The 14808-nt window shown below is 64.7% G+C and carries 12 protein-coding genes; 7 read left to right on the top strand and 5 right to left on the bottom strand.

What is annotated here, in order from left to right:
- Positions 1 to 8: 8 nt before the first annotated feature.
- Together BC1002_RS29030 and BC1002_RS29035 are read right to left on the bottom strand one after the other, a co-directional pair.
- Positions 9 to 1832 carry an ABC transporter permease gene (locus BC1002_RS29030; RefSeq protein WP_013093544.1) on the bottom strand — a complete coding sequence of 608 codons (1824 nt, stop codon included), beginning with the start codon at positions 1830 to 1832 and terminating at the stop codon, positions 9 to 11.
- On the bottom strand, positions 1829 to 3007 hold the full coding sequence (locus BC1002_RS29035) for an ABC transporter substrate-binding protein (RefSeq protein WP_013093545.1): 1179 nt from the start codon (positions 3005 to 3007) through the stop codon (positions 1829 to 1831). The genes BC1002_RS29030 and BC1002_RS29035 overlap by 4 nt, the downstream gene beginning before the upstream one ends.
- A gap of 337 nt (positions 3008 to 3344) precedes the next feature.
- Between BC1002_RS29035 and BC1002_RS29040 the strand changes: the two genes are divergently transcribed.
- The 5 genes from BC1002_RS29040 (at position 3345) to BC1002_RS29060 (ending at position 8314) form a co-directional block, all read left to right on the top strand.
- Positions 3345 to 4355, top strand: coding sequence for a LysR family transcriptional regulator (locus tag BC1002_RS29040; RefSeq protein ID WP_013093546.1), 1011 nt, complete (start codon positions 3345 to 3347; stop codon positions 4353 to 4355).
- Positions 4352 to 5857, top strand: coding sequence for an NAD(P)-binding domain-containing protein (locus tag BC1002_RS29045; RefSeq protein WP_013093547.1), 1506 nt, complete (start codon positions 4352 to 4354; stop codon positions 5855 to 5857). The genes BC1002_RS29040 and BC1002_RS29045 overlap by 4 nt, the downstream gene beginning before the upstream one ends.
- Positions 5858 to 5871: 14 nt before the next feature.
- A complete protein-coding gene (locus BC1002_RS29050) occupies positions 5872 to 6438 on the top strand; it encodes a CMD domain-containing protein (protein WP_013093548.1) in 567 nt (188 codons plus the stop codon).
- Positions 6435 to 7010: a peroxidase-related enzyme gene (locus tag BC1002_RS29055; RefSeq protein ID WP_013093549.1), complete on the top strand. Its 576-nt coding sequence runs from the start codon at positions 6435 to 6437 to the stop codon at positions 7008 to 7010. The genes BC1002_RS29050 and BC1002_RS29055 overlap by 4 nt, the downstream gene beginning before the upstream one ends.
- Before the next feature lie 128 nt (positions 7011 to 7138).
- Positions 7139 to 8314, top strand: coding sequence for an ABC transporter substrate-binding protein (locus BC1002_RS29060; protein ID WP_013093550.1), 1176 nt, complete (start codon positions 7139 to 7141; stop codon positions 8312 to 8314).
- A gap of 53 nt (positions 8315 to 8367) precedes the next feature.
- Here the strand turns inward: BC1002_RS29060 and BC1002_RS29065 are convergent, their stop codons facing one another.
- The gene (locus BC1002_RS29065; protein ID WP_013093551.1) at positions 8368 to 9690 is read right to left on the bottom strand and encodes an LLM class flavin-dependent oxidoreductase; all 1323 of its coding nucleotides are present in this window, start codon (positions 9688 to 9690) and stop codon (positions 8368 to 8370) included.
- Between the two features lie 288 nt (positions 9691 to 9978).
- Here BC1002_RS29065 and BC1002_RS29070 point away from each other — a divergent pair, with 288 nt between their 5' ends.
- Both BC1002_RS29070 and groL read left to right on the top strand, forming a co-directional pair.
- Positions 9979 to 10269, top strand: coding sequence for a co-chaperone GroES (locus tag BC1002_RS29070; protein WP_013093552.1), 291 nt, complete (start codon positions 9979 to 9981; stop codon positions 10267 to 10269).
- 13 nt (positions 10270 to 10282) lie between these two features.
- The gene (groL, locus tag BC1002_RS29075) at positions 10283 to 11923 is read left to right on the top strand and encodes a chaperonin GroEL (protein ID WP_013093553.1); all 1641 of its coding nucleotides are present in this window, start codon (positions 10283 to 10285) and stop codon (positions 11921 to 11923) included.
- Between the two features lie 134 nt (positions 11924 to 12057).
- Here groL and BC1002_RS29080 read toward each other — a convergent pair whose 3' ends face one another.
- Positions 12058 to 13413, bottom strand: coding sequence for an LLM class flavin-dependent oxidoreductase (locus tag BC1002_RS29080; protein WP_013093554.1), 1356 nt, complete (start codon positions 13411 to 13413; stop codon positions 12058 to 12060).
- A gap of 41 nt (positions 13414 to 13454) precedes the next feature.
- A complete protein-coding gene (locus tag BC1002_RS29085) occupies positions 13455 to 14804 on the bottom strand; it encodes an LLM class flavin-dependent oxidoreductase (RefSeq protein ID WP_013093555.1) in 1350 nt (449 codons plus the stop codon).
- Between the last annotated feature and the right edge of the window lie 4 nt (positions 14805 to 14808).

Below are 14808 nucleotides of genomic sequence, written 5' to 3' on the forward strand. Positions count from 1 at the left end.
CGTCTCCGTCATACCGAACCGAACAGCCCTTGCGGCCGGAAGCGCACGAGTAGCAGCAAAATCATGCCGTAAATCAGCATCCGGTAGTCGGCGGCAAAACGGAACAGCTCGGGCAGGCTGATCAGCGCCACCGCACCGGCCACCGCGCCGATCACGCTGCCGAGACCGCCGAGAATCACCATCGTCAGCGCGAGAATCGACACTTGCGAGTCGAAGGTCTGATAGTTGATGTAGCTGTACAGATGCGCCGCGATGCCGCCGCCGATGCCGGCCGCGAGACCGCCGCAGGCGAACGCTATCGCCTTGTAGCGATTGGGGCGGATGCCATAAGCGCGCGCTGCCACGTCGTCCTCGCGGATCGCGCGCCACGTGCGGCCCAGGTGCGAGTGCAGGAGCCGCGCCTGCAGCAGTGCGAGCAGCACGAGCACCGCGAGCGTGAACCAGTAGACGGCGCGCACGCCCGTCAACTGCCAGCCGAACAGCGACAGCGGGACAATGCCTGTGATGCCCACCGGCCCGCGCGTCAGGCTGTCCCAGTTAAGCACCACGAGGCCGATGATTTCGCCGATGCCAAGCGTCGCGATCGACACATAGTGGCCGCGCAGCCTGAACGACGGGTAAATCAGCACCGTGCCAATCGCCGCGGTGATGAGGCCGGCGAGCGGAATCGTCAAAGCTGGCGACCAGCCCAGATTGACGGACAGCAGCGCCGACGCATAAGCGCCGATCAGCAGCAGCGCCGCATGCCCTAGTGAAATCTGCCCGACCGTGCCCGCGACGAGCGTCAGACTGAGCGCCAGCAGCCCATAGATCCAGCCGTTGGTCAGCGTCTGCAGCACGTACGACGACGGCACGACGAGCGGCAGCACGAATGCGAGCGCCACCAATGCCACGATCGTGCGACGCGGTACGTGCAGCGCGCGGCGGTTCGACAGAAATGTGCCGGTCAGCGGCTCGGGCGGCAACCGGCGGTTCGCGCTGAAGAGACCGTTGGGCCGCCACACGAGAAACGCCAGCAGCAGCACGAACGCGAAGAGGTCGCGATAGCTGGTGCCGAACAACGCGACCCCGTAGCTCTCGACGAGACCGAGCAGCAAGCTGCCGGCAATCGCGCCGGGCACGTTCCCCAGGCCGCCGATCAGCAAGGCGACGACGCCTTTCAACGTCGCCTGAAAGCCCATCGCCGGATCGATGCTGTTGTAGTACATGCCGACGAGCAAGCCGCTCAGGCCGCCGAGTCCGCAGGCGATCGCGAACACGGCCTGATTCACGGCATTCACATTGACACCCATCTGCTGCGCGGCATCGCGATCCTGCGCGGTCGCGCGCACCGCCCAGCCGAGCCGCGTGAAGCGCAGGAACAGGTAAAGCACGCCCGCCGCGCCGATGCCGATTGCCGCAATCAGCAGATCGAGCGAGCCAATGGTGGCCCCGCCGATCGACAGCGTCCAGTCCGGCAGCGAACTCGGCACCGGACGCGGGTCGGGCCCGAACACGATCTGCGCGAGCTGATCGAGCACGAAGCTGATACCGATGGTGGCAAGCAACGGTGCGATACGGGCCGCGCCCTGCAGCGGCCTCAGGCCAATCCGCTCGATCAGGATGCCGAGCAGCGCGCAGCCCGCGACGGTCGCGAGCAGCGCCACGGGCAGCGGCAAGCCGAGGCGCGTCAGACACAGCCAGCCGATGAAGCCGCCCACCATATACACGGAGCCGTGCGCGAAATTGATCAGATGCGACACGCCGAAGATCAGCGCGAGGCCGACCGCCAGCAGCGCATAGATATTGCCGACGATCAGTCCGTTGATCGTGTAGTCGAACCACGCAGTCATGGCGTATGCACGGCGCTCGCGCCATCCCACAGAGCGAATTTGCCGTCCTTCACGACGAGCTCGAGATTCTTCGCGCCTGCCACGCGACGCGTCTGCGGATCGAACTTGAACTTGCCGAAAATCACGCTCGGCACGTCGTTGATCTTCGCAAAACCGTCGTGCACGGCCGCGCGATCCGCACCGTAGCGGCGAATCACTTCGGCCGCCAGAATCATCGCGTCGTATGCGCGCGCGGCGAAGGTGTCCGGATCAGTGCCGTATTTGGCGCGGTAGCGCTGCACGAAGCTTTGCACTTCAGGATGCGGATCGCCGGGGAAGAAGTTCGATTCGGTGTAGACGCCGTTCACCGCAGGGCCGCCAAGATCGAGGAATTTGGGTGAATACACCGAGCCGACCGCCGCGATCGGCGTGCTCACACCGGCCGCTCGCGCCTGGCGAACAATCTGGGCACCGTCGGAATAGTAGGAGATCAGCACGATCGAATCGGGCTGTTCGCTTCGCACGCGCGTGAGCGTCGCGCGAAAGTCCTTCTCGTTCGGTTGATACGCTTCGGCCGCGACGACCTGCGCGCCGTCGGCGGTCGCGGCCTTGGCGAAGATGTCCTTGCTGGTGCGGCCCCAGTCCGTGTTCAGATAGAGCACGGCGATCTTCCTGAAGCCGAGTCCTTTGGTCACATAGTGCGCGAGCAGCGGCTGTTCCTCGGCCTGGCTGATCGCGGTACTCCACATATAGTCGCCACCCTTCGTGAAGTCGGGATGCGAATTCGTGAAACCGAATTGCACGAGACCCGCGCGCTGATACACCGGCGACGCGGCCATCGACGCACCGCTCGACAGATCCCCCAGTTCCAGCAGGATGCGTTTGTCGTCGGCGAACTTCTGTGCGATGGCTACGGCCTGACGCGGATCGCTGCGGCTGTCCTCGAATTCATAGCTGAGCGGGTGGCCGTTGATCCCGCCATTGCCGTTGATCTGTTCGAGCGCGAGATCGAAGCCGCGCTTCCATTGCTCGCCGTATTGCGCATCCTGGCCGCTCAGCGGTCCGGTCACGCCGACCCAGTAAGGATCGGCCGCGTGCGCCACGGGCATCACGCCGCAGGTTGCCAGCGCCAGCGCGCCGGCCAGGTGAAGCAGTGAGCGGATCGCGCCACGCTTGTTGTTCCACAGAATCGCCATACAGGTCTCACGCATTCGAATTGAGTGAGGGCATGTAACCATGTCGTGCGGACGCGGGCCAACGAAGATACGCGACGAAGCTTATTCCGTTGCATTTACAAAGCTTTTGAAGACGAATGCTGAAGCACTTTGCAAAGGTTAGCTGGACTGCACGTGACTCCGAAAACGCCTTGTTTCTAGCGCATTTTCGCGAGCGAGGATCGTAGTGAACCGACCGATACGGACCACACAGGCGGCGGCGAACCGTAGCTTTCGTCACTTGCATAGCGGAATTTATTATAAGAATTGCGCATTCAAGCGCTCCTAAAATGCACCCATCACATGGATGGGGCATCGCATGGAGTTGCATCAACTCGAAGCGTTCTCGGCAGTCATGTCGACGGGCAGCATGACTGGCGCCGCGCGCTTGCTCGGCCGCTCACAACCCGGTGTCACGAGGACGATCCAAGACCTGGAACAGGAGATCGGGTACGCGCTGTTCGACCGTAAAGGACCTCGCGTCACGCCGACGAGCCGCGCGTTCCGGCTTTATGGCGAAGTCGAGCGCTCGCTGATCGGCCTGGCCGCTATCGAGGCCAGCGCGCGGGCGATCGGCCAAGACGAGAGCATGCCATTGCGCGTCGTTGCGACACCCGCGCTCGCCGCCGCATTGGCGCCACGCGCAATCTCGAAGCTCGCGCAGGCAAGCACACGGGTCGACACGCAATTGCGCAGTGCGTCCGCCGAGCAGGTCGTCGAGGCGTTGCTGTCACGTTCCGCCGACATCGGCATCGCGACATTGCCGCTCGATCATGCGGCGCTCGACGTGCACTACATCATCGAGGCGCCATGCGTCGCGGTGCTGCACCGAAATGATCCGCTCGCGCACGATGCCGTGCTGCGACTCGCGCGGCTCGCGGGGCAGCCGGTCGCCACGCTGGCGAACCGTTATCGTCTGCGCAGCCGCATCGATCGCGCATTCGACGAGGCCGGCGTCGCGCTTCACATTGCACTCGAAACGAATGCGTCGCTCAATGCAATGATGGCCGCGCAACAGCAAATCGGCGTCGCCATCGTCGATCCGGTGACCGCGTTCGGCATGCGGCTCGCGGACGTCGAAGTGAGACCGCTCGATGTGCCTATTCCGTTTTTGTATGGCGTCGTCACGCTTTCCGGCCAGCCGCGCAGCGACGACGTCAACGCAATGATCGGTGTGCTCGCGCAGGTATCGCGCGAGCTGCTGCCCGGAGCCGTGCGTCACGCAGCGTCACGGCATGGTGCGCTGGTCGCCCACGATCGGACGGACAGTGCGAAAACCGTCACCCATTCCCCCACTTTCACTCACCGCGACATCGGGGCCACTGCATGAACCCAACGACTTCTTGCCACCCCGCTGCCGGACTGACCGCGCTCGAAGCGCGGCTTCGCGAGGATCTCGCCTGGCTCGAGCTTCCCGCGCCTTCGTGGGTGCCCGCGCGGACATCGGCCGGCCAACGTGTGCTCGATGTGGCCATCATCGGCGCCGGCATGGCCGGACTGACCGCGAGCGCCGAATTGCGCCTGCTCGGCATCGACAATCAGCGCCTCTTCGATCAGGCGCCGGCCGGTCAGGAAGGACCGTGGGTCACCTATGCGCGGATGCAGACGCTACGCTCGCCCAAGCAACTGACGGGGCCCGCACTGCGCTTGCCCGCGTTGACGTTTCGCGCGTGGTACGAGGCGCAGTTCGGCCGCGAACAATGGCACGCGCTCTACAAGATTCCGCGCGCGCAATGGATGGACTACCTGCGCTGGTATCGGCGCGTGCTCGATCTGCCGGTCTCCAATGACACGCGCGTAGAGAAACTGCAGACGCGCAGCGACGGTCTGATCGAACTCGTGCTGTCGCGCGGAGCGGTTAACGGCAGCAAAGATGCGCGGCGCGAAACCGTGCTCGCCCGTCATGTCGTGCTCGCGACCGGCCGTGAAGGACTTGGCGGCCCGTACGTTCCCGACGTGGCCCGCGATATTCCGCGGCACTTGCGCGCGCACTCGTCGGACCCGATCGACTTTGCCGCGCTGCGCGGCAAACGTGTCGGTGTGGTCGGCGCAAGCGCATCCGCGTTCGACAACGCCGCGAGCGCTCTGGAAGCGGGGGCCGGGCGAGTCGACCTATTCGTGCGCCGCGCCGCGCTGCCCCGTATCAACAAGCTGACCGGCATCGGTAGTCCCGGCCTGGTCCACGGATTCGCGAATCTGCCCGACGCCTGGAAATGGCGCTTCCTGCACTATTCGGCGCAAACGCAGGCCCCACCGCCGCGCGACAGCGTGCTGCGGGTCGCCGCTCACCCGCAGGCTCACCTGCACCTGGCGAGTCCGCTGACGGGTTTGCGCCACGAAGGCGACACGATCGTCGTCGACACGCCCCGAGGGCGATACACCCTCGACTACCTGATCTTCGCGACCGGCTTTCACTCGGAAATCGACACGCGCGACGAGTTTGCGCCCATCGCGCCGCACGTGCGCCGTTGGCGCGACCGCTTTACACCCGCGGCGGAATTGCCGAACGAAGAACTCGCCAGCTCGCCGGACCTCGACCGCAACTTCGCCTTCCAGGAACGCGTTCCCGGGGCCTGCCCGGCGCTCGCGCGCATCCACTGCTTCAATCACGCGGCCAGCCTGACGCATGGCAAGGTCGCCGGCGACATCCCCGCGATCAGCGACGGCGCGCAGCGGCTCGCGCGCGCGATCGCCGCAATGCTGTTCGACGCCGACCGCGATGCGCACTACGCGGCACTGCAAGCCTTCGATACCGCGGAACTCGCGGGAGACGAATGGGGCGACGCCGATGCCGCCGCCGGCACAGTGCCCGCCGACACCCCTGCTCTTTAATGGACCCACATCTGATGTCTTCATCCGCTGATTCCCTATCGGCCACCGTGGCCGACGACTTCGTCGCGCAACTCGCGGGATTGGCGCCCGACGGCGTGACCGCGGCTCTGCGCGCGTTTCGCGGCGACGCGACGCGTTATACGCAAGGCAGCCATGACGCGCTCTTCTCGACCGATGTCGCCGATCTGACGCTTCGCGAACGTCTCTTTGCGGCGTGGTATGCGGCGCTGTTGTCGAATTCGGAGCAGACGGTACTCGCCTATCGCGAGCGCCTGCTGACACTGGCGGCCGCGGCTGACGCGCAAACTGAAACCACGAGGTCGCTCCTCGATGCAATCGCCGCGCAGCGCGCGGTTCCCGTCGCGTCGATGGCAACGACGGACCAGCGGCTCGTCGCGATCCTGCGTCACACGGAAGCCTTGACGCTGCGTCCCGCCGCGACCGGAAAGCCGGCGCTCGCAACACTGCAGGCTGGCGGCCTCACGACGCGCGCCATCGTCGCGCTATCGCAGCTCGTCGCGTTTGTCACGTACCAGGTGCGGGTCGTCGCCGCGTTGCGCGCATTGGAGGCACGAGCATGAGTTCGGATCACGGCTTTACGACGCAGACCCTCGGCTGGTCCGCATGGCTCGATACGGTCGCGCTCGAACAGGCATCCCCCGAGCAGACCGCGGTACTCGAAGCGAGCCACCCGCAAGCGAAGACGTCCGATTACTACCTGTTGCTGGTCCACGAAGCGGAAATCCTGCGGCAACGATCAGGCGCGTTCAACAGCATCATGTATGCGCCGGGCGGTTTGTCGCGCGCGGAGCGCGAGCTCGCGAGCACGGTGGTCTCGCGTGTGAACGGATGCGTGTATTGCGCGTCGGTGCATGCGCAGCGTTTCCAGCAACTCGCGAAGCGCGAGGACGTCATCCAGCAGATCTTCGCCGCGCCTGAAACCGCTGGTACGACCGAACGCGAGCGCGCCATCGTGCGATACGCGATCGATCTCACGCTGCACCCGCAGGCGCTCACTGAGGAATCGCTCGATGCGCTTCGTCGCGTGGGGCTCGACGATGCGCAGATTCTCGATCTCAGCCACGCGATTGCGATCTTTGCCTGGGCCAACCGTTTGATGCTGACGTTGGGCGAACCTGTGTTTCCCGCCTGATCGAAAACATTGCGACATCGACTTCGCAGCAGCCCTGTGCCCAGCGAATGGATATGACAATCGCTTCGTTGCCGCACGGCGTGATGCATTAGAGACTGGTAGTCCAACTCATTCCGAGAGAATCCCTCATGTCTGCCTCGCGTTTTTCCGCGCTGCATCGGCGACTTTTCGTAGTCGCCGGCGCCGCATTCGCGCTGTCCCTTTCCGCTGTTTCGTCCGCGGCGCCCGCTAGCGGCGAGCCGGTATTCTTTGGCGTCAGCGGACCGCTGACCGGCCCCAATGCGCAATACGGCGCGCAATGGAAAGCCGGCTTCGACCTCGCGCTCGACGAAATCAACCGCGACGGCGGCATCGACGGCCATCCACTGCAGTACGTGTTCGAAGACAGTCAGAGCGATCCGCGCCAGGCGGTCGCGATCGCTCAGAAGTTCGTCGACGATAAGCGCATCCTGATCGAACTCGGTGACTTTTCGAGCCCCGCTTCGATGGCGGCCTCGCCGATCTATCAACGCGCGGGCCTCGTCCAGTTGGGCTTCACCAACTCGCATCCGGACTTCACTAAGGGTGGCGACTTCATATGGAGCCCGTCGGTCAGCCAGGCGGACGCGCAACCGCTGCTCGCGGATCTGGCCGTCAAGCAGGGCTTTAGGCACGTCGCCGTGCTGTTCCAGAACACCGACTGGGGTCGCGCCAGCAAGGACGTTTTCGTGAAGGCGGCAGCGGCGCGCGGCGCACAGGTCATCGCGGCCGAAGGCTACCAGCCCAACGACAAGGATTTTCGCGCGACGCTGCTGCGTGTGCGCGACACGAAGCCCGACGCGCTCGTGCTGATTTCGTACTACTCGGACGGCGCGCAGATCGTGCGTCAGGCGCGCACGAGCGGCATCACCCTGCCGATCGTCGCGGCGAGTTCGGTGTACTCGCCGAAATTCATGGAACTCGGCGGCGACGCCGTGAACGGCGTGACCACCAACACGAGCTTTTTCCCCGGTGACCGGAGCCCCGAAGTCCAGCGCTTTGTTCGCGACTTCCAGGCGAAATATCATCACGAGCCCGACGCGTTCAATGCGTTCGCCTACGACGCCACGATCATTGCCGCTTACGCGTTGCGCACCGGCGGACTCGATCGCCGTGGCGTGCGGGATGCGCTGGCGAAGTTGCATGACGTGCCGAGCGTCGTCTTCGGCAAGGCGACGTTCGATCCGGCGACTCGACGCGTGATCGGTGTGAAAAGCGTGAATCTCGTCGTCGAGAATGGGCGGTGGGCGCTGCTTGGCAGCAAGCCCGCACTGGCGGCCAGGTAGCAGCAGACACATTCGCGCGGGCCGCCTGCCGATGCGGCCGCGCGCGATTCGCCTTACGCGGAAAAGAACCGGTTCTCAGGTCGTGGCAGCCCAAGATTCTCGCGCAGCGTCTTGCCTTCGTACTCGCGCCGGAACAGCCCCCGCTTCTGCAACTCGGGAATGACTTTGTCGACGAAGTCGTCGAGGCCGGCCGGAAGATGCGAGAACATCACGTTGAACCCGTCCGAGCCCTCTTCCAGCAACCACTGCTCCATCTGATCTGCAATCATCCGGGCGGTGCCGATCATCTCCAGCCCGGAGTATCCGCCGATGCGCTGCGCGAGCTGACGGATTGTCAATCCGTCGCGCTGCGCCCATTCCACGACTCGTTGCCGCGCGGTACGGCTTGCGTTGGTCTCAGGAATTTCCGGCAACGGGCCGTCCGGATCGAGACCGGATACATCATGCCCCAACGCGATCGACAACGAAGCGATGCCGCTCTCGTAGTGGACGAACGTATCGAGCCGCTCACGCGTTTCGCGCGCCTCTTCGAGCGTATCGCCCACCACGACGAAAGCCGCCGGCAAAATCTTCATGTGATCGCGCGAGCGGCCGAGTTTCTCCATGCGGCTTTTTACGTCGGCGTAGAAACGCTTTCCGTCGGCCAGCGTGGTTTGCGCGGTGAACACGACTTCGGCCGTTTCCGCGGCAATCTGCCGTCCCGCCTCCGATGAGCCCGCCTGCACGATCACGGGCCAGCCCTGAATCGGCCGGGCAATATTCAACGGACCGCGCACCGAGAAGTTCGCGCTTTTGTAGTTCAGCACGTGCAGCTTTTGCGGGTCGAAGAATGTTCCGCTCGCCGTGTCACGGATAAAGGCGTCGTCGGCCCAGCTATCCCACAGACCTGTGACCACGTCGAAGAACTCGCGGGCGCGCCGGTAGCGTTCGTCGTGTTCGACGTGTTCGTCGAGGCCGAAATTGAGCGCCGCGTCCGGATTCGATGTCGTCACGAGATTCCATCCAGCGCGGCCACCGCTGATATGGTCGAGCGAGGCGAACCGCCTTGCGACGTGATACGGCGCGTCGAAGGTCGTGGACGCGGTCGCGACGAGACCCAGCCGCTCGGTGACCGCCGCGAGCGCGGGCAGCAGCGTGAGGGGCTCAAACGAGGTGACCGTGTGGCTGTGCCTGAGGGCGTCGAGCGGCATGTTGAGCACCGCGAGATGGTCGGCCATGAAGAACGCATCGAAGCGGCCGCGCTCGAGCGTCTGCGCAAAACGCTTCAGATGCCCGAAGTTGAAGTTGGCATCAGGATAGGCGCCAGGATAGCGCCATGCACCGGTGTGGATCGTCGTGGGGCGCATGAAGGCGCCGAGGCGAAGCTGACGTGACATGAACCGACCTCAATCGAGAACAGGGTCGCGCCAGTGTAATCCGGCCGCGCTGACGCTGCCTGGCGGCAACTCGATTTCAATTTGCAGACCGACAGCAGCGACACTCAAAGCCCGCCGTATGCAGGCGCTTTATGCCTGACGCTGCGCACGGACGAATCGATTTCCTTCCTCCCGTGCTTTTCATATGCGCAAACATTGGTTGGATTTGCGCTGGCGCCGACTTACCGTCCTGAGTCTGGCGCCGTGGAGCGCATTGTCAACAGCTACCTACCAGGAAGGAAATAACAGATGAGCCTACGCCCTTTACATGATCGAGTGATCGTCAAGCGTCTCGGTCAGGAGAGCCGCACCGCGTCTGGCATCGTGATCCCCGACAGCGCCGCGGAAAAGCCCGACCAGGGCGAGATCCTCGCTGTCGGTCCCGGCCGCCGCGGTGACGATGGCAAGCGTGTCGAACCGGACCTGCAGGTCGGCGATCGCGTGCTGTTTGGCAAGTACGCGGGCCAGGCGGTAAAGGTCGACGGCGACGAACTGCTGGTGCTGCGCGAGGAAGATATCGTCGCAGTCGTTCAAATTTAAGGAGAAAACAAACATGGCAGCCAAAGAAGTCGCTTTCAGCGACAACGCGCGCTCCAAACTGGTTGAAGGCGTCAACCTGCTCGCCAATGCGGTGAAAGTGACGCTCGGGCCGAAAGGCCGCAACGTCGTGCTCGAACGCAGTTTCGGCAGCCCGGTCGTGACGAAGGACGGCGTGTCCGTCGCGAAGGAAATCGAGCTGGCCGACAAGGTGCAAAACATCGGCGCGCAGCTCGTCAAGGAAGTCGCGTCCAAGACCAGCGACGCCGCGGGCGACGGCACGACCACCGCGACCGTGCTCGCACAGGCGATCGTGCGCGAAGGCCAAAAATACGTCGCGGCGGGCCTCAACCCTCTCGATCTGAAGCGCGGCATCGACAAGGCCGTCGCCGCGGCCGTCGACGAACTGAAGAAGATCAGCAAGCCCACGACCACCAGCAAGGAGATCGCCCAGGTAGCGACGATCTCGGCGAACGGTGAAGAATCGATCGGCCAGCGCATCGCCGAAGCGATCGACCGGGTCGGCAAGGAAGGCGTGATCACCGTCGAAGACGGCAAGTCGCTCGCGGACGAACTCGACGTCGTGGAAGGCCTGCAGTTCGACCGAGGGTATCTGTCGCCCTACTTCATCAACAACCAGGACCGGCAGCTCGCCGCACTCGAACAACCATTCGTGCTGCTGCACGACAAGAAGATCTCGAACATTCGCGATCTGCTGCCGATACTGGAACAGGTCGCAAAGTCCGGCCGGCCGCTTCTGATCATCGCGGAAGACGTCGAAGGCGAAGCGCTCGCGACGCTCGTCGTGAACAATATTCGCGGCATTCTGAAGACGGTCGCGGTGAAGGCGCCAGGCTTCGGCGACCGGCGCAAGGCGCTGCTCGAAGACATCGCGATCCTCACCGGCGGCCAGGTCATCGCTGAGGAAACGGGTTTGACGCTCGAGAAAGCGACGCTCGCCGAACTAGGCGAGGCCACGCGCATCGAGGTCGGCAAAGAAAACACCACGGTTATCGACGGCGCTGGAGAGAAGGCCAACATCGAGGCTCGCGTCAAGCAGATTCGCGCGCAGATCGCGGAAGCAACCTCGGATTACGACCGTGAAAAGCTGCAGGAACGCGTAGCGAAGCTCGCGGGCGGCGTCGCCGTCATCAAGGTGGGCGGCGCGACGGAAATCGAGGTGAAGGAGAAGAAAGACCGCGTCGATGATGCGTTGCACGCGACACGCGCCGCTGTCGAAGAAGGCATCGTGCCGGGCGGCGGTGTCGCGCTGATTCGCGTGAAGCAGGCGATCGCCGCACTTCAGGGCGCGAACGCGGATCAGAACGCCGGCATCAACATCGTGCGTCGCGCGCTCGAAGAACCGTTGCGCCAGATCGTCGCCAATGCGGGCGAGGAACCGAGCGTGATCGTCGCCAGGGTGGCCGAAGGCAGCGGCAATTACGGCTACAACGCGGCCACGGGCGAATACGGCGACCTCGTCGAAACCGGCGTGGTCGATCCGACTAAAGTCACGCGTACGGCCCTGCAGAACGCCGCCTCCGTGGCGAGCCTGCTGTTGACGACCGACGCCACCGTGCACGAAGCGCCGAAAGATGCGGCACCGGCTGCGTCGCCGGCGGGCCCCGGAGCCGGTGGTCCCGGCTTCGACTACTAGTCGAACCGCTTGAGCCTGCTGACGCCGCGAGGCGTCGGCGCAACGCGCCGCGCCTCGCGACCGTCGATGCGCGGCGCGTTGTTTTGAGGGGCCACGCGGCAACCGATTCACGCGCGCCGTGCCCCGATCCTGATTCAGTCCGTCACGGTCTCACGCTGGTAGCGCGACACCGGATGTCGCAAGCCGAGATGCTCGCGCAACGTGCGGCCTTCGTATTCGTGGCGAAACAGCCCTCTGCGCCGCAATTCCGGCAGAACGAGCCGGATGAAGTCGTCGAGACTGTTGGGAAGCAACGCCGGCATCACGTTGTAGCCGTCGGCGCCGTAGTTGACGAAACGCTCCTCGAGCGCATCAGCTATCTGCTGCGGCGTGCCGACCAGTTGCCAGTGCCCGCGTGCGCCAGCCACACGCAGATAAAGCTCGCGGATCGTCAGGTTCTCGCGCCGCGCCAGTTCGAGGGTCAGCGACTGGCGGCTCTTGCTCGCGTTGGTTTCGGGTAGTTCGGGGATCGGCCCGTCGAGCGGATAGCCCGACAGATCGAAGCCGCCGGTCAGCGTGGACACCAGCGCAAGACCAACCGCGGGGTCGATCAGTGCCTGCAGCGCATCGAACTTTTCGCGCGCCTCGCGCTCGGTCTCGCCGACGATTGGCATCACGCCCGGCATGATCTTCAGGTCGTCGGGCTCGCGGCCGTATTGCGCGAGGCGGCCCTTGACGTCCGCGTAGAACGCGACCGCGTCTTCGAGCGTCTGTTGCGCGGTAAATATGACTTCCGCGGTGCGTGCTGCGAGCGCCTTGCCCGCTTCCGACGACCCGGCCTGCACGACGACGGGCCGACCCTGTGGCGAGCGTTCGACGTTCAGCGGTCCGCGCACGTTGAAGAACTCGCCGCGATGATCGAGCACATGGCGTTTCGCGGGATCGAAGTAGCGTCCCGCTGCCTTGTCGCGCACGAACGCGTCGTCGTCCCAGCTGTCCCACAGTCCGTCCACCACTTCCGCGAATTCGACGGCGCGCTCGTAGCGCCGCGCATGCGCGAGATGGTCGTCGAAGCCGAAGTTCTTCGCCTCGTGCGCGCTCGACGACGTGACCAGATTCCATCCTGCGCGCCCCGCGCTGATGTGATCGAGCGACGCAAACTTGCGCGCGATGTGATACGGCTCGTTGAAGGTCGTCGAAGCGGTGCCGACGAGGCCGATACGTTCGGTCAACCCGGCCAGTGCCGAGAGCAGCGTGATGGGCTCGAACTGGGCCACATAGCTATGCGCGGTGCGACTCAGGAAATCGACATTGTCGCCGCGCGTGCCCGAGCCGTCGGCGAGAAAAATCAGATCGAACTTCGCGGCTTCCGCTGCCTGGGCAAGCTGCACGTAGTGGCGAAGATCGCGGCCGGCATCCGCGTGCGCGTCAGGATGACGCCACGCGGCGATGTGATGTCCGGTCGGATAGAGAAACGCGCCGAGGCGCAGATGTCCTTTGCGTTGGCTCATGATCTGTGCGAGTCGTTGATCTGGCGGTAAGGCGGCGCAACCTATGCGCTGTCGCGCCAGCGTTGCGGGTTCGGTGGACGGTCCAGTCCGAGGTGCTCGCGCAGCGTCGTGCCCTCGTATTCGCTTCGAAAGATGCCGCGCTGCTGCAGGATCGGCACGACGCCATCGACGAAATCACGTAATCCGCCGGGCAGCGCATCGGGCATCAGGTTGAAGCCGTCGGCCGCGCCGCCGTCGAACCAGCGCTCGATGTCGTCCGCGATCTGCTCTGGCGTGCCGACGATCACCCGGTGACCGGTGCCGCCCGCCAGCGCACGGATCAGCTCTCGTACCGTGTGGCCATGACGGCGCGCCTCGGCGAGCGTCGCGTGAAAGAACGTATGGTTTCCGTTGCCGCCGCCGGGCAGCGCGAGATCGTCGGGCAACGGCGCGTCGAGTGTCAGGCGCTCGACGTCGATGCCCAGCGTACCCGCGAGGCGGTTCAGGCTGTAGCGCCACGGAATCTGCTCGACGAGTTCATCGCGCCGGCGCAATGCTTCGCTGTGAGTCGCGCCGATGATCGTCGTCAGACCAGCGAGCACCTTGACGGGCGGGCGGCCATAGGCGGCTGCCCGCTCGTTCAGATCGCGCCGGTAGGCCGCCGATTCCTCGAATGATTGCGACGCGGAAAAGACCGCTTCCGCATGACGGGCGGCCAGCTCCCGGCCGTCTGCCGACGCCCCAGCCTGCACCACCACCGGATGCCCTTGCGGGGAGCGCGGCACGTTCAGCGGCCCTTGTACGTCGAAGTAGCGGCCGCGATGCGCGATCGCATGCACTTTTGCGACGTCGACGAAACGGCCACCGGCTTTGTCGCCGACGAACGCGTCGTCCTCCCAGCTATCCCATAGCGCCTTGACCACTTCGGTGAATTCGGCGGCCCGCTCGTATCGTTGCGCATGGTTCGGTACCGCGTCGCGGCCGAAATTGCGCGCCGATGGCAGGTCGGCGGTGGTCACGACGTTCCAGCCGGCGCGGCCATTGCTGACGTGATCGAGCGTCGCAAAGCGTCGGGCGATGTTGTACGGTTCGTTGTAGCTGGTCGATGCGGTGCCGATCACTCCGATGTGCGTCGTCGCCGCCGCGATGCTGGCGAGCAGCACCGTCGGTTCAAGCGCGGTGATGGGGCGGAAGTCGATCTGGTCGACGATCGCTGCATTGTCGGCGAGGAATACCGCGTCGAGCTTGCCCGCCTCGGCGATCCGCGCGACGCGAACGTAGTGATCCACATCGACGAACGCGCGCGGCTCGGCCTCGTCAAGCCGCCATGCCGAGGGCACGAAACCCGAGTGCAGAATGTTGACGTTCAGATGCAGGCGGCGCCGCGCGGCGCGTGCCGGAAGACGACTCATCGGC

Origin of the sequence: Paraburkholderia atlantica (genome assembly GCF_000092885.1) — a bacterium.
GTDB classification, from domain to species: Bacteria; Pseudomonadota; Gammaproteobacteria; order Burkholderiales; family Burkholderiaceae; genus Paraburkholderia; species Paraburkholderia atlantica.

Excerpts from the sequence above, each read along its gene's own strand:
- BC1002_RS29085 (WP_013093555.1), bottom strand. The coding sequence starts at position 14,804 with ATGAGTCGTCTTCCGGCACGCGCCGCGCGGCGCCGCCTGCATCTGAAC.
- BC1002_RS29065 (WP_013093551.1), bottom strand. The coding sequence starts at position 9,690 with ATGTCACGTCAGCTTCGCCTCGGCGCCTTCATGCGCCCCACGACGATC.
- BC1002_RS29045 (WP_013093547.1), top strand. The coding sequence starts at position 4,352 with ATGAACCCAACGACTTCTTGCCACCCCGCTGCCGGACTGACCGCGCTC.
- BC1002_RS29080 (WP_013093554.1), bottom strand. The coding sequence starts at position 13,413 with ATGAGCCAACGCAAAGGACATCTGCGCCTCGGCGCGTTTCTCTATCCG.
- groL (WP_013093553.1), top strand. The coding sequence starts at position 10,283 with ATGGCAGCCAAAGAAGTCGCTTTCAGCGACAACGCGCGCTCCAAACTG.
- BC1002_RS29035 (WP_013093545.1), bottom strand. The coding sequence starts at position 3,007 with ATGGCGATTCTGTGGAACAACAAGCGTGGCGCGATCCGCTCACTGCTT.
- BC1002_RS29030 (WP_013093544.1), bottom strand. The coding sequence starts at position 1,832 with ATGACTGCGTGGTTCGACTACACGATCAACGGACTGATCGTCGGCAAT.
- BC1002_RS29070 (WP_013093552.1), top strand. The coding sequence starts at position 9,979 with ATGAGCCTACGCCCTTTACATGATCGAGTGATCGTCAAGCGTCTCGGT.
- BC1002_RS29040 (WP_013093546.1), top strand. The coding sequence starts at position 3,345 with ATGGAGTTGCATCAACTCGAAGCGTTCTCGGCAGTCATGTCGACGGGC.
- BC1002_RS29055 (WP_013093549.1), top strand. The coding sequence starts at position 6,435 with ATGAGTTCGGATCACGGCTTTACGACGCAGACCCTCGGCTGGTCCGCA.
- BC1002_RS29060 (WP_013093550.1), top strand. The coding sequence starts at position 7,139 with ATGTCTGCCTCGCGTTTTTCCGCGCTGCATCGGCGACTTTTCGTAGTC.
- BC1002_RS29050 (WP_013093548.1), top strand. The coding sequence starts at position 5,872 with ATGTCTTCATCCGCTGATTCCCTATCGGCCACCGTGGCCGACGACTTC.